The sequence below is a fragment of the Povalibacter sp. genome (genome assembly GCF_036520495.1).
GTDB lineage: Bacteria > Pseudomonadota > Gammaproteobacteria > Steroidobacterales > Steroidobacteraceae > Steroidobacter.
Genome location: NZ_DATDJO010000036.1, coordinates 84,421 through 102,399, shown reverse-complemented (window position 1 = coordinate 102,399; position 17,979 = coordinate 84,421). Strand labels below are relative to the sequence as shown.

The 17,979-nt window shown below is 62.5% G+C and carries 16 protein-coding genes; 8 read left to right on the top strand and 8 right to left on the bottom strand.

Annotation, left to right across the window (positions count from 1 at the left end; translation table 11 throughout):
• Positions 1–122 precede the first annotated feature (122 nt).
• The 5 genes from VIZ63_RS13635 to VIZ63_RS13615 all read left to right on the top strand — a co-directional run bounded on the left by VIZ63_RS13635 (position 123) and on the right by VIZ63_RS13615 (position 5,292).
• Positions 123–305 carry a hypothetical protein gene (locus VIZ63_RS13635; RefSeq protein WP_331610204.1) on the top strand — a complete coding sequence of 61 codons (183 nt, stop codon included), beginning with the start codon at positions 123–125 and terminating at the stop codon, positions 303–305.
• Between the two features lie 345 nt (positions 306–650).
• Positions 651–2,264: a S41 family peptidase gene (locus tag VIZ63_RS13630; protein ID WP_331610203.1), complete on the top strand. Its 1,614-nt coding sequence runs from the start codon at positions 651–653 to the stop codon at positions 2,262–2,264.
• A 66-nt stretch (positions 2,265–2,330) separates the two neighbouring features.
• Complete coding sequence (locus VIZ63_RS13625; RefSeq protein ID WP_331610202.1) at positions 2,331–2,642, top strand: DUF2845 domain-containing protein; 312 nt, start codon at positions 2,331–2,333, stop codon at positions 2,640–2,642.
• A gap of 114 nt (positions 2,643–2,756) precedes the next feature.
• Positions 2,757–3,413, top strand: a complete 657-nt coding sequence (locus VIZ63_RS13620) for a hypothetical protein (RefSeq protein ID WP_331610201.1) — start codon at positions 2,757–2,759, stop codon at positions 3,411–3,413.
• Positions 3,414–3,489: 76 nt separating this feature from the next.
• Entirely contained in the window at positions 3,490–5,292 is a 1,803-nt protein-coding gene (locus VIZ63_RS13615; RefSeq protein ID WP_331610200.1) for a sensor histidine kinase, read from the top strand.
• Positions 5,293–5,302: 10 nt separating this feature from the next.
• On the opposite strand, the gene VIZ63_RS13610 is transcribed toward VIZ63_RS13615, so the two are convergent.
• The 3 genes from VIZ63_RS13610 to VIZ63_RS13600 all read right to left on the bottom strand — a co-directional run bounded on the left by VIZ63_RS13610 (position 5,303) and on the right by VIZ63_RS13600 (position 10,046).
• Positions 5,303–6,529 (bottom strand): MFS transporter, encoded by a 1,227-nt coding sequence (locus VIZ63_RS13610; RefSeq protein WP_331610199.1) that lies wholly within the window; start codon positions 6,527–6,529, stop codon positions 5,303–5,305.
• 329 nt (positions 6,530–6,858) lie between these two features.
• Entirely contained in the window at positions 6,859–7,614 is a 756-nt protein-coding gene (locus tag VIZ63_RS13605) for a 3-hydroxybutyrate dehydrogenase (protein WP_331610198.1), read from the bottom strand.
• A gap of 110 nt (positions 7,615–7,724) precedes the next feature.
• On the bottom strand, positions 7,725–10,046 hold the full coding sequence (locus tag VIZ63_RS13600) for a TonB-dependent receptor (protein ID WP_331610197.1): 2,322 nt from the start codon (positions 10,044–10,046) through the stop codon (positions 7,725–7,727).
• A 239-nt stretch (positions 10,047–10,285) separates the two neighbouring features.
• On the opposite strand from VIZ63_RS13600, the gene VIZ63_RS13595 reads away from it, so the two are divergent.
• Positions 10,286–11,050 (top strand): TetR/AcrR family transcriptional regulator, encoded by a 765-nt coding sequence (locus VIZ63_RS13595; protein ID WP_331610196.1) that lies wholly within the window; start codon positions 10,286–10,288, stop codon positions 11,048–11,050.
• A 127-nt stretch (positions 11,051–11,177) separates the two neighbouring features.
• Here VIZ63_RS13595 and VIZ63_RS13590 read toward each other — a convergent pair whose 3' ends face one another.
• Positions 11,178–11,621: a hypothetical protein gene (locus VIZ63_RS13590; RefSeq protein ID WP_331610195.1), complete on the bottom strand. Its 444-nt coding sequence runs from the start codon at positions 11,619–11,621 to the stop codon at positions 11,178–11,180.
• 210 nt (positions 11,622–11,831) lie between these two features.
• Between VIZ63_RS13590 and VIZ63_RS13585 the strand changes: the two genes are divergently transcribed.
• Positions 11,832–13,898, top strand: a complete 2,067-nt coding sequence (locus VIZ63_RS13585; protein WP_331610194.1) for a M13 family metallopeptidase — start codon at positions 11,832–11,834, stop codon at positions 13,896–13,898.
• A 105-nt stretch (positions 13,899–14,003) separates the two neighbouring features.
• On the opposite strand, the gene VIZ63_RS13580 is transcribed toward VIZ63_RS13585, so the two are convergent.
• A complete protein-coding gene (locus tag VIZ63_RS13580; protein WP_331610193.1) occupies positions 14,004–14,795 on the bottom strand; it encodes a thioesterase family protein in 792 nt (263 codons plus the stop codon).
• Between the two features lie 262 nt (positions 14,796–15,057).
• On the opposite strand from VIZ63_RS13580, the gene VIZ63_RS13575 reads away from it, so the two are divergent.
• Positions 15,058–15,603, top strand: coding sequence for a cysteine hydrolase family protein (locus VIZ63_RS13575; RefSeq protein WP_331610192.1), 546 nt, complete (start codon positions 15,058–15,060; stop codon positions 15,601–15,603).
• 167 nt (positions 15,604–15,770) lie between these two features.
• On the opposite strand, the gene VIZ63_RS13570 is transcribed toward VIZ63_RS13575, so the two are convergent.
• The 3 genes from VIZ63_RS13570 to VIZ63_RS13560 all read right to left on the bottom strand — a co-directional run bounded on the left by VIZ63_RS13570 (position 15,771) and on the right by VIZ63_RS13560 (position 17,780).
• A complete protein-coding gene (locus VIZ63_RS13570; RefSeq protein WP_331610191.1) occupies positions 15,771–16,109 on the bottom strand; it encodes a tRNA-binding protein in 339 nt (112 codons plus the stop codon).
• Between the two features lie 65 nt (positions 16,110–16,174).
• Positions 16,175–16,651, bottom strand: a complete 477-nt coding sequence (locus VIZ63_RS25650; RefSeq protein WP_414703798.1) for a thiamine pyrophosphate-dependent enzyme — start codon at positions 16,649–16,651, stop codon at positions 16,175–16,177.
• Positions 16,620–17,780 carry a citrate/2-methylcitrate synthase gene (locus VIZ63_RS13560; protein ID WP_331610189.1) on the bottom strand — a complete coding sequence of 387 codons (1,161 nt, stop codon included), beginning with the start codon at positions 17,778–17,780 and terminating at the stop codon, positions 16,620–16,622. Before VIZ63_RS13560 ends, VIZ63_RS25650 begins: the two co-directional genes overlap by 32 nt.
• Positions 17,781–17,979: the final 199 nt, after the last annotated feature.

Here is a 17,979-nt window from a genome sequence, read left to right as displayed (position 1 = left end):
GCCGGAAAAAGCAGCTGGCAGTCATGGAAAGTCTCTCTTACGCTGGCCACCGACCAGCCAGTCAGTCAGCTAGCCAGCTAGCCAGTTAGCCAGTTAGCCAGTTAGCCAGTTAGCCTCCTCCCATGCCCGTCGTCGTCAATCTCCGCAAATACAAACAGAAGCGCGCCGAGGGCAAGACGCTGTGTACGTCCGGCTTTCATAAATGGGAGAACCTGAGCGAGCGACGCTTCGATGTGAAGCAGGGCAAGCTGGTGAGTGCCGAGCGCTGCAAGCGTTGCGGCGTGGAGCGGACGAAGCTGACCTAGGGGGCGATGGCACTTGGCGTGTGCAGGGATTCGAGATCCAGGATAAGGAATCTCCACGGGGCACACGGGAAACGCGAGGCACGAGAAAGGCAAACAATGCGCTCTTCCGACCCCGTCCCGCGAGATTTCCTTCGATCGTGTTTCCCCGTGTTTCCCCGTGTACCCCGTGGAAATCTTTTCGTTCTTCTTCGCTCCTGAACGCCGGATCCTGAACGCCAGATCCTGTGACACGCATCGCGTTTCGATGCGATGCAGACCTGTGTGACCGAGGGGCTTGTGTATTACATTGCGGGGACATTCAGCCCGGGTGTAACGACCAGATCTCCGAACCGTCAGGAGGACGGAATGACCGCTGGCAACCGCACGTTCAAGAACGTTCTGCTCCAGGTGTACTTGTCTGCAGGATTGCTGACGCTCGCGGCCTGCGGCGGCGGCGGTGGGGGTGGCACCGGCGGTGGTGGCACTGGCGGTACTGGAGGTACTGGGGGCACCGGCGGTACGGTGACGTATACACCAGGCGTGTTTCCTGCCTACACGGGTCTGGCGAACCTGTGTGCATCGCCGCGCTCCGGCAGCAGCCCAGTCACCGGGCGGGCCTATCCGGACAAGCCGGGGTCGATCGCTGCGGAAAACAGCTGGCTGCGGTCGTGGACCAACGACACGTATCTCTGGTACCGCGAGGTCCCTGATCTCGATCCACGCTCCTATGCGTCGACGGAACAGTACTTCGACTTGCTGCGGACTTCGCAGGTCACGGTGACCGGAACGCCGAAGGACAAATTTCACTTCACGTATCCCACGGCCGATTGGGAGGCGCTTTCTCAGTCGGGCGTTTCCGCCGGCTATGGCGCTCAGTGGTTCCTGGTGGCTGCGTCGCCGCCGCGCGAAATTCGAGTCGCCTACGTCGAGCCCAATTCACCGGCTGCGGCGCAGGGAGTGCAACGCGGCGATGAGGTGCTGCAGGTCGATGGTGCCGACGCAGTATCGGGCAACGATTTCAATACGCTGAACGCAGGACTATTCCCGGAAGGCACGGGCCAGATGCATCGATTCCTTTTGCGCAGCGTCACTGGCACGCAGCGAACCGTGTCGATGACATCCGCCAGCATCACGTCCGTCCCGGTTCAGAATGCGTATGTCATCAACCCGACGACCGATCGCGTGGGCTACCTGCTGTTCAACGATCACATCGCCACCGCCGAGTCCCAGCTGATCAATGCCATCAATGCGCTCAAGACGGCGGGTGCGACCGATCTGGTGCTCGATCTTCGCTACAACGGCGGCGGCTATCTCGATATCGCGAGCGAGCTTGCCTTCATGATCGCGGGCCCGAGCCGCACCAATGCCAAGACCTTCGAACGCCTCGCGTTCAATGACAAATACCCCAACACGGATCCGGTGACCGGCAGGGCGCTGACACCGATCCCGTTCCACACCACCACGCAGGGATTCTCCGCCGACACCGGCGCGGCGCTGCCCACGCTCGATTTTGGGCGCGTCTACGTGCTGACTGGCTCGGGCACCTGCTCGGCCAGTGAATCCATCATCAACAGCCTGCGCGGCGTCGACGTGGAGGTGATCCAGATTGGCGGCACGACCTGCGGCAAGCCGTATGGCTTCTATCCCGCGCCGAACTGCGGCACCACGTACTTCACGATCCAGTTCAAGGGCGTGAACGCCAAGACCTTCGGTGATTACAGTGATGGCTTCTCGCCCCTGAATGTCGTCGGCGCCGCTGGCGAGAAGATCCCCGGCTGCTCCGTGCGCGATGACTTCAGTCGTCCGCTCGGCGATATCAACGAAGCACGACTTGCTGCGGCATTGCAGTACCGCGCCAACGGTACGTGCCCGACTGCGCCGAGTGGGCCGGTGGCGCTGGGCAAGACGCAGTTCGGCGAATCGCCGGATGAAGGCTTCATGGTGCGTTCGCCGCTGCGCGAGAACCGTATCCTGCGATGACGGATGCCCCGATGACGGCGAGGCGATAGAGTCGTGGCCTCGCCGTACCAGACGCCCGGAGACACCATGCGGACCGCAATCCCGATCCTGATGACGCTGGCCATCGCAGCCACCGTGCATGCCGACGAAACCATTCGCTGCGGCAGCTCGATCGTGAATTCATCCATGGCGCGGGATGAGATCCTGGCGAAGTGCGGCGAACCGACGGCGAAGGAAACGCGCGAAGAGGAAGTGCGTGCCCGCAACCTGAACGGCGCACTGGTCGAAGTCGGCACGAGCGTGATCGAAACCTGGACCTACGATCGCGGCAGTCGGGCTGCGCCTATCCAGATCACGATCGTGGACGGCAAGGTGCGTTCGATCGAAAGAATCCTCTGATAGTTGATAGTGATCCTGGTTGATAGTTGATAGTGGATAGTTGATAACGAGGACGAGCAGCACGGTGTGCCCTCTGCAGCGCTTTCAACTATCCACTATCAACTTTCAACCATCTTGATCGGCTACAACACACAGATCGTTTCACTGCAGATCGGCGGCATTCCCTTGCAGCTGCGCATCCTCGCCGATCGGCAGCAGTTTCATGATCCCGACGGTGAGGCGGAACGCGCGGGCATTTCGTCGGCGACGTGGCCGATTTTCGGCATGATCTGGCCCGTGGGTATGGCGCTGGCCGAAGAGATGACCCGGTTTCCGGTCGAGGGCCTGCGCGTCCTCGAGATGGGATGCGGCATGGCCATGTCGAGTCTGGTGTTGCAGCGCCGGGGTGCGGACATCACGGCGAGCGACAATCATCCGCTCGCGGAAGAATTCCTGCGGCACAACGCCAGCCTCAATGACCTGGCGCCCATCACCTACCGCAGTGCACCGTGGGGCGACACCGATGATTCGCTGGGTCAGTTCGATCTCATGATCGGCAGCGACGTTCTCTACGAACCCGATCACGTGGTGCTGCTGGCCGGCTTCATCGAACGTCACGCCAAACCGCAGGCGCAAGTGCTGGTGGCCGATGCGGGCCGCGGTTATCGCGGCCAGTTCAGCAAGCGCATGGCGGCGCAGGGTTACGAGCGCACGGAACTCGCTTGTCGCGCCGGCGGCGCGGAGATCGAAGCCAGGGGCCGCATCCTGCAGTTCGCCCGCGCGATGGTGTAGTCGGCCGGTTGGTTTTGCCGCCGGCTTCACGCATTCTCCGGCTCTGGGGAAACACGCAAGAAGCCAGCATTCCCGGATGCCCATCGCAGTCACGTCTTCCATCGCCGCCGCATGGCTGGCCGGCATCGTCCTGTACCTCGTCGCCATCGCCAGCGCAGGTGATGCCACGAAAGTCTGGATCAACGACGTAAGCTGGATGGTGGCCGCCATCGTGGCGTGCTGGAGCTGCCTGTGGACGGCCCGCCGGGTCGGCGGCGAAGCAGCGCGGGGGTGGTGGCTGCTGGGTGCGGGCTGCGGCAGCTGGGGCATCGGCCAGTGTGTCTGGAACTACAACGAACTGGTCCTGGGCATGCCGATGCCGTTCTTCGGCATCGGGCAGATTTTCTACTCGTCGTTTCCGTTGCTGGCGATCGCGGCCATCAGCCAGTTGTCCGACGGGCACCAGGGTGCGCCGTTCATGCCAAAGCAACTCGGCAACGTGGCGCTCGTGCTGTGCTGTCTGGCGATGACCGTCGTGCTGGGTCTGATCGAACCTGCCATCGGGTCCGGAGCGCCGCACACCCTGCTCTGGCTCGCTGCGTTTCACTGCCTCGGCAGCGCCTTCATGTTCCTCTATGCGCTCTACTCACTGTGGACGTATCGCTGGGCCAGCACCTGGAGCGTGATGCTGAAGCTGGTCGTGGGCTTTGGCATCTATGCCATCTGCACGCTCGTCTATATCCGTTCACTCATGCTGTCGACCTACCTGCCCGGCGACATCGTGAATGCGAGCTGGCTGCTGCTGTTCGGGCTGATTTCGTGGGCCGCGGCCGAGCGCGGCTCGCTGCGCACAGATCGACCGGCCAGTTTGTCGCGTCGACTGTTGCGGCGTGAGCGCTGGCTCGAAGCCGTCGTACCCGCGCTGCTCATCATCATCATGATCAGTGTCGGTATCCTGAGTTCCGAGACGTTGACGCCAAGGGTCCTGATCTGGACGGCGGCGCTGTTCATTCTGTTCGCCATCATCCTGGGGGTGCGCGAAGCGCTCATCCAGCAGGATGCGCAGCGACTCAACAACGAGATCATGGAGGCTAACCGCCGGCTCAACGAAGCGAACATGGAGCTGCGCGACAGCGAGGTACGCTATCGCGATCTGACGGTGGCGCTGGAAAAGCGTGTCGCCGACAGAACCGCGCAGTTGCAACGTGCCTACGGCGAACTGGAAGGATTCTCCTATGCCGTGGCGCACGACCTGAAAGCGCCGTTGCGCGCCATCGACGGCTTTGCGCACCTGCTGCGCGACGAACTCGGCGGGCAGGTCAGTCCGCAAGCCGACGCGCATCTGAAGCGCATCCGCGGCGGCGCCATCAAGATGGCGGCATTGATCGACGATCTGCTGTCGTACGCCAACATCGAACGCCGCGAACTCAATTCGAGACACATGGACCTGCAGCCTTTGGTGCAGTCGGTCGTCGACGAATACGCCGACGAGATCGAACGTCGCAGCGTCGCCATGACGGTGGCTGTCGAGCCGCTGACGCTGTTCCTCGATACCGATGGCCTGGCGCTGGCGCTGCGCAATCTGCTCGGCAACGCGCTCAAGTATTCGAGCGGCGCCGCAGCGCCTGCCATCGAGGTGCGTGCGCAGCGATCAGGGGACGGTGCGCTGCTGATCATCAAGGACAACGGCATCGGTTTCGACATGACGTATCACGATCGGATTTTCAACGTGTTCCAGCGGCTGCATCGCGACGACCAGTACCCGGGCACGGGCATTGGCCTCGCGTTGGTTCGCAAAGCCGTCGAGCGGATGGGCGGCAGGGTGTGGGCACAGAGCACCGTCGGTTCGGGCGCGACCTTCTTTCTCGAAGTCCCGACGGCAGCGCTGCTTCAGGACTGAGCGCCTGCGATCACCGCCAGGCGTCCGCGATGCGAGCCGAGGTCGGCTGGCGATCCAGTACTCTCACGAGCGTGAGCACGCCGGCCACCGCGAGTACGGTCCCCACGATGAAGGCAGGTGCGTACCCGAACGCATCGACGATCGTTGCCGATGCCAGGGTGCCAGCACTGTTCACGACCACGAAAAAACTGGCGAAAAGCGTGTAGTCGGTGCCCGCGTGTTCCGGGTCCGAGGCGTCCATCATCAGCGTGAACAGCGCGACGGTCGCGGTCGTGCCGATGACGCTTTCGGCGACCGTGGCAACCCATAGCAGCGTCGTACCGCCGACCCCGAACGATGCGACCACGTACAGCACGAAGGTCAGCGCCTGTGCGAGACCGGTGACCAGCAGCGCCTGGCGACGTGAAACCCGAAAGACATACCAGCCGCCGAGCGCGGCGCCGAGGAGGCTCGTCGCGTTGCCGACCGTGCCCTTCATCCAGCCGATGGTTTCCTTGTCCAGGCCCGAGTCGGACAGAAAGGGACCGAGGACGTTCGACACCATGGCGTCGCCGAAGCGATAGCAGAACACGAGCGCGGCGAAGCCCAGCATGCCAGGCATCAGCATGCGTCGAAGCCAGGCGACCAACAGTGCCTTCGCGCTCATGGTGGCGACGCTCGATCGCGGCGTGGCCGGCAGCGACAACACCGGCAGCATCGTCAACGCCAGCAGCACGGCCATACAGGCAAACATCACCGACCAGCTGGTGCGGGCAAACACGATCAGCAGCACACCCGCGCCGAAGATCATGCCGAGTCGATACGCGCCCACCTGGATACCGTTCGCATAGCCACGCTCGTGCGCATCGAGCATCCGCACCGCCAGCCCGTCGGTCACGACGTCCTGCGACGCGGCGATGATGTTGAAGACGAAGGCCGCGACCAATACGACGATCAATCCATGATCCAGCTCGAGCTGCGTCAGCGACAACGCGGCGACGATGGAAGCGCCTTGCAGGGTCAGCAGCCAGCGCCGCGGCGTACCCCGATGATCGAGCCACGGCGCCCACAGGAATTTCAGCGCCCAGGGCAGGTACAGCAGGCTCAGCGCACTGATCGCCTTGAGCGAGTAACCCGCCTCGCGCAGCAGCACCGGCAGCGCCTGCGTAAAGAATCCATAAGGCAGGCCCTGCGCCAGATACAGTGCGATGAGCAGCGATATCTTGTGTGTGCGGGTCAGGCGCGATGGCGAGTGCATGCTGAGTTCGTCAGGAACGGAGTTCACACGGAGATCACGGAGATCACGGAGATTAGAGGAAGCTCAGAATTCCTGCTTTGGGTCCGGCGTCCTCGTGGGATTCCCGTTAGTCATAACCCAATGGTGCTGACTCAAGACAGTCTGAGTTGTTTTTCTGTGGGTCCGACTTCAGTCGGACATCTGGGGATCGAGGATTGTCCGGCTACGACCGAAGGAAGTCCCGCGGGAAAGCCGGACCCACCGAAGAACGGGATGTCACGGAGAAGATTATCTTTTCCGAACCCTGTGCTCCCCGCGTTCCCCGTGGAGATCTTCGTTCTTCGTAAGGCCTACTGCGCCGTCCAGCCGCCATCCAGCGTGATGCACTGACCGGTGATGTTGCGGGCCGCATCGCTCAGCAGGAATTCAACGGTGCCCGTGAGTTCTTCGAGGGTGATGAACTGTCGCTTCGGCATTGGCTTGAGCATGATCTCCTCGACCACCCGTTCGGGCGTCAGGTGATGAGTCGCTGCCAGCGCGGCAATCTGCGATTCGACCAGCGGCGTCTTGACGTAGCTGGGACAGACGGTGTTGATCGTGATGTCGCTGTCGCCGGTTTCGAGTGCGATGGATTTGCTGAAGCCGATCAGGCCGTGCTTCGCGGCCACGTACGCGCTCTTGAACGGCGAGGCGATCAGCCCGTGAATGGATCCGATGTTCACGATGCGGCCGTAGTTGCGTGCGCGCATTGCGGGCAGCGCGGCGCGGGTCAGCAGCGCCGGACCCGTCAGCATCACCGCGATCAGCTGCTGCCATTTTTCCGGCGGAAACTCTTCCAGCGGCGACACGTGCTGCAGGCCGGCGTTGTTGATGAGGATCGCGGGCGGATCGTCATGCACCTGCGCCATGGCCGCTTCGATCTGGCGCGCGTCGGCGACATCGAATGCCAGCGTGCGGATCGTGCCGCCGATTTCCCCGCGGACTTTCTCGAGCGCCGCCTCGTGCAGATCGCAGGCGATGACGCGCTGGCCCGTGGCGACGAAGCGCTGGGCCAACGCCAGTCCGATGCCGCTGGCGGCGCCTGTGATGAGAATGCTGCGGATCATGAACGGTGGGAGTCGGTTGGGTCGTAGTGGAAGGGGCGCGCAGGATATCGGCGTTTGACTCCGCTTGAAACGACGCACGTGAAGGCCTGCGTGCGTCGTCTCGGGGTGAGTCAGTAACGATAGCTCGCGCTGAACGCCACCGTGCGTGGCGCGCCGTAGAAGCCGATCTGTGGTGCGCCTTGCGCTGGCACGACGCCGAACTCGTAGCCTGCCACGCGATACTCCTCGTCCAGCACATTCTTGCCGTCGAGCGAGAAGCGCCACGCGCCGCCGGCAGTCGTGTACGACACGCCCATATCGAGGATGTCGTAGTTCGGCTGCACGGTCGGTGACTCGACGGGAGCCACCAGCGTCGTCGCCACGTGCGTCTTGGTGCGGTACTGGTAACCCGCGTGTGCGATGGCCAGCCCCTGACCGATCGACCATTCATAGGTCGCACCGAGGAACGCGGTCCACTCGGGCGAATTCAGCGGCTCGCTGATGGAGCTGATGTCGCGCGTCCCGTCCGGACGGCAGGCGGGAACGACGGCGACGGCAGGATTGCAGCTGTAGATGAATTCCTCGAACTCGGCGTCCAGCCAGCCGACGTTCAACGCGAGCGTGAGTCCGGACACGGGGCGCCACTGCGATTCGAGCTCGACGCCCTTGTTCAACTGCTTGCCGGCATTGAGCACCGCGGTGGCATTGGTGGGGATGCCATTCAGCAGCTGGAACTGTTGCGTCGTGACCTGCACATCCTCGTACGGGGTGTAGAACACAGTCAGGTTGAGCTGCAGCGTGCCGTCGAGCAGCGTCGACTTGATACCGGCCTCGAAGTTGTTGGCGATCTCCGAGTCGTAGCCGTCGACGGTCTGCGGGAACAGCGCCTGGTTGCCGCGCATGTCGAAGCCGCCGCTCTTGAAGCCCTTGCTGTAGCCGATGTAGGTCAGCACGTCGTCGTTGAACTTGAAGTCCACGCCGACGCGCGGTGAGACGTCGGAGAACTTGCGGCTGTTGGTGTAGTTGGAGCTGGGCGGCCCGAATGCCACGAAGCCGGCCGGAACGTTGTTCTGATCGAACAAGGTGGCGTTCGATGGCAGATAGCCGATGTACTGCTGCACGAAGACGTCTGCCGTCTTGTCGTCTTCGTTCCAGCGCGCTCCCAGGTTCAGGTTGAGGCGCTCGGTGAGCGAGAACGTGGTATCGAAATACACCGCAAGGCTGTCGGTATCGACCGAACCGCGGGTCAGTGACGTCAGACTGAGCGCGCCGAGCGAGGCGTCGAACGCGCCGCTCGCTGTCCCGGTGAAGTAGTACACGCCGGCCACGCCCTTGAGCCGGTCGCCGGTGTAGGTGACTTGCACTTCACCGCTGGTCTGATCATCGGAGTATTGCGCGGGCACCTGGAAGTAGTTGCCGGCGAGTTCCTCGAAGTCGATGAACTGATTGCCTTCGCCCTCGCGGTAGGCGCCGACGATCTTCAGGTCCAGCGTTGCGCCCAGCGATTGCGTGTAGGTCGCGCTGACGCCCTTGGTCTCGAACTGATCCTGATCGACCGGCATGTCGGTGCGCTGATCGTAGCGATCGTTGAGTCGCGGCTGGACGATATCGTTCAGGCGCTGACCGCCCGCGGCGTTCGAATCGTCCTTGATGTAGTCGGCCAGCACTTTCAGCTTGCTGTCGTTGCCCCACAGGAAGGTCGCGTTGGCGCGTGCAGCCAGCACGTCCTTGTCGGATACGTCCTGGCCGGGGCGCGTGAACAGGCGCGTGCTGCCGTCGTCGACGATTTCCCCGTAGCCGTCGCGCTGCAGGTAGGCCACTGCAGCGCCGAGGTACATGTGATCGGCGACGACCGGCACCGAGCCGCCGAGTTTGGCGTCGAGCTGGTTGTGGCTGCCAGCCGTCAGCGTCGCATTCAATGCGGGATCGCCCACGATGTCGCGCGTGACGTACTTGATGGCGCCAGCGATGGTGTTCTTGCCGTAAAGCGTACCCTGCGGACCGCGCAGCACTTCGATGCGATCCACGTCGTAGACATCGAGCAGCGCACCCTGTGGCCGCGCGATGTAGACGTCGTCGAGATAGATACCGACGCCAGGTTCGAATCCCCAGAGCGGATCGTTCTGGCCGACGCCGCGGATATACGCGTTGATCGTGCTGCTGGTGGCGCGGCCGGCACTGACTTTGATATTCGGCGCGAAGGCCGTCATGTCTTCGAGCGTGCGCACGTTCTGATTCTGCAACTGATCGGCGGTTAGTGCGGTGATGGCCACCGGCACGTCCTGCAGGCTTTCTTCGCGTCGCCGTGCAGTGACGACGACGTTCTCGATGGCGAGTTGATTCTGTGCCGCCGCATCGGCGGCCCGAACGGGTGCTGAGTCGACGAAGGCCCCGGCGGCCACGGTAGCGGCTACGGCGCAGGACAGAAGCGAACGCGATGTAGAAGCAGACATGCTGAAATCCCCCGATACCAGCCAGTACGAATGTCTCATCGCTTTTATTCATCAGGCGATGATTTATGGCGAGATTGCTCCGGGCCCGCGCGGGTTGTCAAATATTCATTGTCTGATGAAATATTTTGCGGCGCGGCGAAGCATACTGTGCCGATAGTGATTTACGCCCGTGTGTGGCAGCGTCCGAAGGGTCAGTGTATCGACGGCGTCACGGGCGAAATCCTTGAGGAGAGGATGACGTGAAAGCGAAAGCAAAAAAGAACAAGCCAGTGCGGACCAAGGCACGTGCCGTGGTTGCGGCTCAGCCGCGACGACGCGGCCGGCCTCCGGGCCGACCAGCGCGCGATGACATGACGCCGGATTCGCGCGAGCGGATTCTCGACGCCGCCGAGGCCCAGTTTTCTGCGCACGGTTTCTGGGGCGTCACGATCCGCGAAGTCGCCGAGCAGGCCAGGGTCGATACCGCGCTGCTGCATTATTACTTCGATACCAAGCGTGGATTGTTCGACGCAGTGTTCGCGCGCCGCGCGGAGATCATGAACAAGGAACGCATCGACTCGATCGATGCCTACGAGCGCTCGGCGGGGTCGGCCATCACCGTCGAAGGCGTGATCAATTCCTTCCTCGAGCCCATGCACCTGCGGGCCGCACAGGGCGATCCGGGCTGGCACAACTACTTCGCGCTGGTCGCGCAGGTGAACAACACCCCGGTCTGGGGCGGCGAAACCATGGGAAAGACCTTCGACCGCGTAATCCATCGCCTGCTGGATGCCTTGCGCAAGGCCCTGCCGGAGGCCGACGAAAAGGATCTCTACTGGAGCTACCACTTCCTGTCTGGTGCACTGACCCTGACCCTGTCACAGACCGGCCGCATCGATCGCCTGTCGAACGGACTGTGCAAGTCCGGTGATTTCACCGCAATCCACGCGCGCATGGTGCCGTTCATCGCGAGCGGCTTCGAACGACTGTGCCGTCCGCGTTCGGGAGGACGGAGCAGGAAGTAGGAGCTGGAAGTAACCGCATAGAACGCATAGAGCGCAAATGGAAGGACGCTGTTGGTTGCCTTGAAGCTCTTCTTCTCCGATTTTTGCGATTTTTGCGTTCTATGCGGTTACTCCGGCTTGTTCCTCTTCAGCGAAGTACAGGCGGAGACACCTCGACGACGACGCGATCCTTCAACTGAACGCTGCCGCTCAGGAATCCTGACGAGCCGATCTCCATTGCGTACATCAGTGTGCGCGAGGGTGAATCGGCCGCGCCGCGCAGCGACGTCGGCGGGCCGAGCAGCGAGAGCACTTCGAGTTCTTCCATACCCACGTTGACTCGTTTCCAGTTGGCGGCATTGAGCCACTGTCCGGAATTGCTCGAAAGAGAGGACGCCTCCGGCGCGGCGGTTGGCCGTGTCCCTATCCCGGAGCGGCTGCGTTGCTGCAGATCGGCCAGCTGCCGCTGCAGATCGCGCACCTCGCGTTCGAGATTGCGCATGTCCTGTTCGAGTTTGATGACCTTGAAGTCATCGGTGGCGGCGGCGGGCGTCAGCCAGCCACAGATCAGCAGGGCGATGAGTATACGCATGGCAACTCCGGACACTGGTCAACGGCAGACGGACACTGCCCCAGGCCTCGCATTGTGTACAGCGAAGGTCCGACGATGACGACGCAACTGGTGATACATGAATTGGGCGCAACGCTGGTTGTCGGGCGCCTTGTGCAACGGGTAGGCTTGCCGGCGGCCCGCAGAAGCAAAACTCACGATTCACCCTTGCGGGTCCCGGAGATATCACCGATGAAGTTACCGATGCTGCGCGTCGATACCGTCTGCATGGCGTTGCTGACCCTGGTCCTGGGCGGATGCTCGCGTTCCCCCGACCCCGCTCAACAGGCAGCGGCGCCGCCGCAAGCCGCCATCGGCAGCTGGGGCTTCGATATCACCGGGATGGACACGAGCGTCAAACCCGGCGATGACTTCTACAAATACGCCAATGGCAAATGGCTGGCCAGCAATACGATTCCCCCGGACCTGACCCGCTGGGGCGCGTTCACCGAACTCGCCCTCGAAGCGGAGGGTGACATCCAGGAGATCATCAAGTCGCTGCCGGCGAAGGCGCCGGACGGCAGCCCCGAACAGAAGGTGCGTGACTTCTATTCGTCCTACATCGATGTCGCTGCCATCGACCTGGCAGGCATGACGCCTGCGCGCGCCGCACTCAAGGATATCGCCGCAGCCAAGACGCACGCCGATATCGCCACCCTCATGGGCCGACCGGATCTGGGATTGCAGACGCCGATCAATGCCGAGGTCACGATCGACGAAAAGAATCCGGATCGCTACATCGTCGGCATCGGCCAGGCCGGGCTCAGCCTGCCCGACCGCGATTACTACCTGAAGGACGACGCCGAACTGAAGGCGATTCGCGAGAAGTTCGTTGCGCACGTGGAGAAGGTCCTGACGATGGCCCGCGAGCAGGACGCCGCGAAGCAGGCCCAGGCGGTCCTCGATCTCGAAACGCAGATCGCCAGGCGTCACTGGCCCGTTGCCAAACGACGCGAACGTGAACTGACCTACAACCTGCGTACGCGCGAACAACTCGACAAGCTTGGCGGCAAATATCCCTGGGCCGCGATCCTGTCGGCGGCCGGCTTCAATGAACAGAAGGAGTTCGTGGTCAGTGAACTCGATGCGGTCGATGCGCTCGGCAAGTTCTTCACGACCGTGCCGGTGGAAACCTGGCAGAGCTATCTCAAGTACAACTTCGTCGTCACGCATGCGGCCGTGTTGCCGCCGGCCGTCGACGACGAGCGCTTCGATTTCTACGGACGTACGCTCAACGGGCAACAGGAAAAGCGCGAACGCTGGAAGCGCGCCGTGCAGACACTCGACGGCTCGCTCGGTGAAGTGCTGGGACAACTGTACGTGCAGAAGCATTTCCCGCCGCAGTCCAAGCAGCAGATGCTCGACCTGGTGGAGAACCTGCGTCGCGCCTACCGCCAGCGCATCGAATCGTTGCCGTGGATGAGCGCCGACACCAAGAAGATTGCGATGGAAAAACTCGACACCTTCCGGCCGAAAATCGGCTACCCGGACAAGTGGAAGGATTATTCGGGTCTCGAGATCAAGGCCGGCGATGCCTTTGGTAACACGATCCGCTCGCGCGTCTTCAATGCGAAGTTCGAGCTCGATCGCCTGGGCCGTCCAACCGACAAGGACGAATGGTTCATGACGCCGCAGACCGTCAACGCCTACTACAACCCGACGTTCAACGAGATCGTGTTCCCTGCGGCGATCCTGCAGGCGCCGTACTTCGATCCGCATGCCGATCCCGCCATCAACTACGGCGCCATCGGCGGCGTGATCGGCCACGAGATGGGTCACGGCTTCGACGATCAGGGCTCGAAGTCCGATGCCAAGGGTGTCCTGCGCACGTGGTGGAAACCGCAGGACGAGACGGCGTTCAAGAAGCTCGTCGACGCGCTCGTCGGCCAGTACGACCAGTACGAAGCGCTGCCCGGTCTCCACTTGAACGGCCGCCTGACCGTCGGCGAGAACATCGGCGATCTCGGCGGACTCACCGTCGCACTCGAGGCTTACCACATGTCACTGGGTGGCCAGCCGGCGCCGGCGCTCGACAATTTCAGCGGCGATCAGCGCTTCTTCCTGTCCTGGGCGCAGGCCTGGCGCGAGTTGAATCGCGACGCCGCGCTGCGTAATCAGGTCATGAGCAATCCGCACAGCCCAGGCCTGTTCCGCGTGCAGGGTGTCGTACGCAACATGGATGCGTGGTACGAGGCGTTTGCCGTGAAGCCGGAGGACAAGCTGTACCTGGCGCCCGAGAAGCGGGTGAAGATCTGGTAGGAGAGGCTCCAGGTGCTAGGTGCTAGGCGAAGAAGGACCGGATAGCACGCGCGTTGGTATTCCGCCGCTGCATTGCCGCCCTAGCGCCTAGCGCCTAGTACCTTCCTAGCCAAACACCGCCACCAGCTGCCGCGTCAGCGCCGCGGGTCGGCCTTCGGGATCGATCAATAGTCCGGTCTGGCTCACATACCCTTCACCGGCGGCATCGATATCGGTGTCGATGCGCCACCAGGCGTCCGGCGGAAAATCGAAACGATGCTCGAGCAGTTCGAGCGTCCAGATCAACGAACTCGCCGGCGCCGGCGCCTGGAACATCGAGATCGCGGGCGACGGAATGCAGTCGACGAGCGCGACCACATGCGATTCGGTCAACGGCGCCGGATCGCGATGACGAATGAACACCTTGGTCGGCGTCTGCGGCGAACCGGAAAACGGTTTCGCGCCCTCCGACCAGCGCATCGCGAAATGCTGCGTGAACTTCGGCGCGCCGTCCTTGTAACCAACCTCGCGACACTCTTCGACACCGCGCGTTGCGGACTGCGGCCGCAGCTTAACCGACACCGCTGATGGCCGCGTGCCGCCATAGGCACCCACCAGCGTCGCGACGACCTGACCTGCATCGATGATCTCGCATTGCGCCAGCGAAACAGCCCTGCCGACGCGCAGCACGCGTGCGGTGACTTGCCATGTTCCTGCCGTCGCTGGCCCCACGAACGTGGTCTGCAACGAACGCAACGGCCGATCGCGCGGCACGAGCTGCCGCATCACTTCATTACCGACTGCTGCGATGAGCCCGCCAAACGTCGCGCGTCCCTGAGCCCAGTCATCGGTCACGGTGACCTGGAACGTCGAGCCATCACCCGCAATGGAACTGAGTATCTGGGAGAAGGACATCATTCGTGACATGTGCAACTGGGACAAGCGGCAAGAGTAGCGTCGGGAGGGGCGTTACTCCACTTGCGTTGCGTGCAGTGATCGCCTGGTCCTGGGGAGAGGGCTGACCATTGTCACTTGCAGCCGGCGGAGCTATCTTGATCCGCGGGAGATCTCATCGATGTCTACCAGATCGAGGCAACGTGAGCATAGCCATGAATGCCTGGTGCCGAGGTGCGAAGCCGTACGCGGCTGAGCGCCGGCATGGGGCCTCAAACCAACCGCCATGAAATCCGCGCTACTCATCATCGACGTGCAGACGGGCCTGTGCACTGGCGAATGGGCTGCCTTTGATATCGACAACGTTGTAGATCGTATCAATGCCCTATCTGGCAGAGCCAGGCTCGCCGGGATCCCGGTGGTGCTCATTCAGTACGAGGAAGATGAAGGGCCACTGCGCTTTGGAACTGAAGCCTGGCAGCTCTACGAACGTCTCGCAGTGCAGCCAGAAGACATCCGCATTCGCAAGACCGGGTCGGACTCCTTCTATCGAACGGAGCTTCATTCAACGTTGCAAGCCCGCGGAATCAGCAACCTGATAATTTGTGGCTTGCAAAGCGAGTTCTGCATAGATTCGACGGTCCGTGGAGCCCTGGCGCTGGGCTATCCCGTCACACTGGTCGCAGATGCACACACCACCTTGGACAACGGCGTTCTGTCCGCCGCCCAGATCTCGGCTCATCACAACGTTACGCTGGAGAATCTCGGCGGCTACGGGCCAAGGGTTACCGTGACGCCAGCGAACGGGTGCACATCGAGTACTAAGGTTTGATTGGTTCCAGATCAGTCATTTCCGCGTAGACGGTGACTCTCAGGAGAGCCCTCGGTGGAATCCATCTGAAGCAACCAGAGGGACTCTCACCAAGGTAACCCAGGACCGTTTGCGCCCCGTGGGATTCCCGTTGGTCACGGGAGTGAGGGATCACCGAGAGGTTCCCTCTACAGCAGCTTCGTGCCGTTCGGAACCGGCCGCTCCGGCATCGCGAGTACGACGCGGCCCTGCTCATCGTGAAAGCCTGTCACCAGAACCTCCGAGCGGAACGGACCGATCTGTTTGGGCGGGAAGTTGACCACAGCGATCACCTGTCGGCCGACCAGCGCTTCCTTCGAGTACAGCGCCGTGATCTGTGCGCTCGACATCCTGATACCGATCTCGGGACCGAAATCCACGCGCAGTTGCCACGCCGGTTTGCGCGCTTCCGGAAAATCCAGCACTTCGAGCACGGTGCCGATGCGCAGTTCGACTTTGAGGAAGTCGGGCCATTCGATGGATTGCATGGGGTCCTGCAACAGGGAAGATCTGGTTGATTGGAATCGGTACACATAGAAGCCGTGACCGAAGGTCAGGGCTCGCCACGCCGCTCTCGCTCTGCCATGAAATGATCCAGCGCCTGCGTATTCGCCGCGCCGGGAACCACCATGGGCAGGACGCGATGTTCCGCTGCAATCGGCACGCGGATCAACTGAGGTCCAGGCACAGTCAGGAGTCGCGCCAGTGTGCCGTGCGGGGCGACGCAGGTCTCCAGATCGATTCCTGGCACTCCGAACGCCCGCGCGATGCCGACGAAGTTTCCCGGCTGCGCAAACGGCGAAGCGACGAGGCGCTGGCGATAGAACAGCGTCTGTTGCTGACGGACGAGTCCCAGGGCGGCGTTGTCGAGAATGGCCGCAAAAACGCGTGACGGGAGGGAATCCCACGGGGCAAAAGACGCAAAGTCCGAAAATGGAGTTCTTCTTTGATCAGATCCCTTGGTACGTTCTGGCGCGTCCGGACTTCCCCCTCGATTCCTACCTTTGCGATTGCGCCTTTTCGTGGCCAATGTCTTCTTCCGGCTGCCGCGGCGCCGGTCCGATGTAGAGAGCCGAGGGGCGAATGATGCGGTTGTCCTGGCGCTGTTCGACGATGTGCGCGACCCAGCCGAAGGCGCGCGACGCGGCGAAGGTGGCGGTGAAGTATTCCTTCGCGATGCCAAGCGACAGGCACAGCACGCCCTTGTAGAACTCCATGTTGGCGCGCAGCGGACGCTTCTTGCTGCTGGTCTGTTCGACGAAAGCGGTCTCGACGGCGCTCAATGTGTTGAGCAGGCGACGATGCGAAAACTCGACGGCGCTGCGTTCGGCGAGGGCCTTGAGAATTTTCGCGCGCGGATCGACGACGCGATACTCACGGTGTCCCATGCCGAGTACCTTGCGTCCGGTGGCGAGACAGTTCGCAACGAAGGCGCGTGCATGTTGTGGCTCACCGACTTCGAGCGCCATCTCGAGCGCACCCTGGTCGGCGGCACCATGCAGCGGTCCGTACAGCGCGCCCATCGCTGCCGACAGCGCGGAGGGGGTCGGAGCGAGCGTCGAGGTGACGACGCGTGCGGTGAAGGTGCTGGCATTGAAACCGTGATCGAGCTGCAGAATCTGCAGCGTTTCGAATGCGTCGATTGCATCGGCCGACGGCGCGTGGCCAGTCAGCAGCTGCAGGTAGCGTTCCCCATAGCGGCGCGAAGCCGGATACGCATGCGGCGCGTGATCTTCCAGGGAAGAATGGATCTGTGCGATGGCCGCTGGCAGTCGAGCGGCGATGATCAGTCCTTCCTCTTCTGCATCGCTACGGCCAATGCGCTGCAGCGGCGGTTCAAGGGCGAGCAGCGGCGCGATTGCCTGCAAAGTCGCCATCGGATGTGCGCCGTTGCGTGCCAGGGCGCGCAGCGTCGCGGCGATTTCCGCCGGCAGACGGCCGGCCTGCCATAGATACTCTTCGACCTCGCCGAGTCGACGCGCATCCGGCAGTTCGCCGAACACGATCAGGTGCAGGACTTCGGCAAAGCGATACTGCACCAGGGTTTCGATCGGGTAGCCGCGGTAGTACAGCGCCCCTGCCTCGCCGTCGACCAGCGACGTCGATGTGGTATCGACGATGACCCCTTCCAGGCCCTTGTGCACTTGTGCTGCTGTCATGACACGCTCCGCCACCCATAGATCGTGGCTCAAGGTAGCGCCGTCGCCGCGCCATGACGACAGGGCTGGCGCGATGCGGCTATCAGGTGCGCAGATGCCATCAGGCCTGCTGATCCCGTCATTAAGCGCGGCGATCAGCGGCAGGTATGTGCACGATTCATGCGGCGGCATTCCCCTCATTCCTGCGCAGGCATTGCGT

Excerpts from the sequence above, each read along its gene's own strand:
- VIZ63_RS13635 (WP_331610204.1), top strand. The coding sequence starts at position 123 with ATGCCCGTCGTCGTCAATCTCCGCAAATACAAACAGAAGCGCGCCGAG.
- VIZ63_RS13630 (WP_331610203.1), top strand. The coding sequence starts at position 651 with ATGACCGCTGGCAACCGCACGTTCAAGAACGTTCTGCTCCAGGTGTAC.
- VIZ63_RS13625 (WP_331610202.1), top strand. The coding sequence starts at position 2,331 with ATGCGGACCGCAATCCCGATCCTGATGACGCTGGCCATCGCAGCCACC.
- VIZ63_RS13615 (WP_331610200.1), top strand. The coding sequence starts at position 3,490 with ATGCCCATCGCAGTCACGTCTTCCATCGCCGCCGCATGGCTGGCCGGC.
- VIZ63_RS13610 (WP_331610199.1), bottom strand. The coding sequence starts at position 6,529 with ATGCACTCGCCATCGCGCCTGACCCGCACACACAAGATATCGCTGCTC.
- VIZ63_RS13605 (WP_331610198.1), bottom strand. The coding sequence starts at position 7,614 with ATGATCCGCAGCATTCTCATCACAGGCGCCGCCAGCGGCATCGGACTG.
- VIZ63_RS13600 (WP_331610197.1), bottom strand. The coding sequence starts at position 10,046 with ATGTCTGCTTCTACATCGCGTTCGCTTCTGTCCTGCGCCGTAGCCGCT.
- VIZ63_RS13590 (WP_331610195.1), bottom strand. The coding sequence starts at position 11,621 with ATGCGTATACTCATCGCCCTGCTGATCTGTGGCTGGCTGACGCCCGCC.
- VIZ63_RS13585 (WP_331610194.1), top strand. The coding sequence starts at position 11,832 with ATGAAGTTACCGATGCTGCGCGTCGATACCGTCTGCATGGCGTTGCTG.
- VIZ63_RS13580 (WP_331610193.1), bottom strand. The coding sequence starts at position 14,795 with ATGATGTCCTTCTCCCAGATACTCAGTTCCATTGCGGGTGATGGCTCG.
- VIZ63_RS13575 (WP_331610192.1), top strand. The coding sequence starts at position 15,058 with ATGAAATCCGCGCTACTCATCATCGACGTGCAGACGGGCCTGTGCACT.
- VIZ63_RS13570 (WP_331610191.1), bottom strand. The coding sequence starts at position 16,109 with ATGCAATCCATCGAATGGCCCGACTTCCTCAAAGTCGAACTGCGCATC.
- VIZ63_RS13560 (WP_331610189.1), bottom strand. The coding sequence starts at position 17,780 with ATGACAGCAGCACAAGTGCACAAGGGCCTGGAAGGGGTCATCGTCGAT.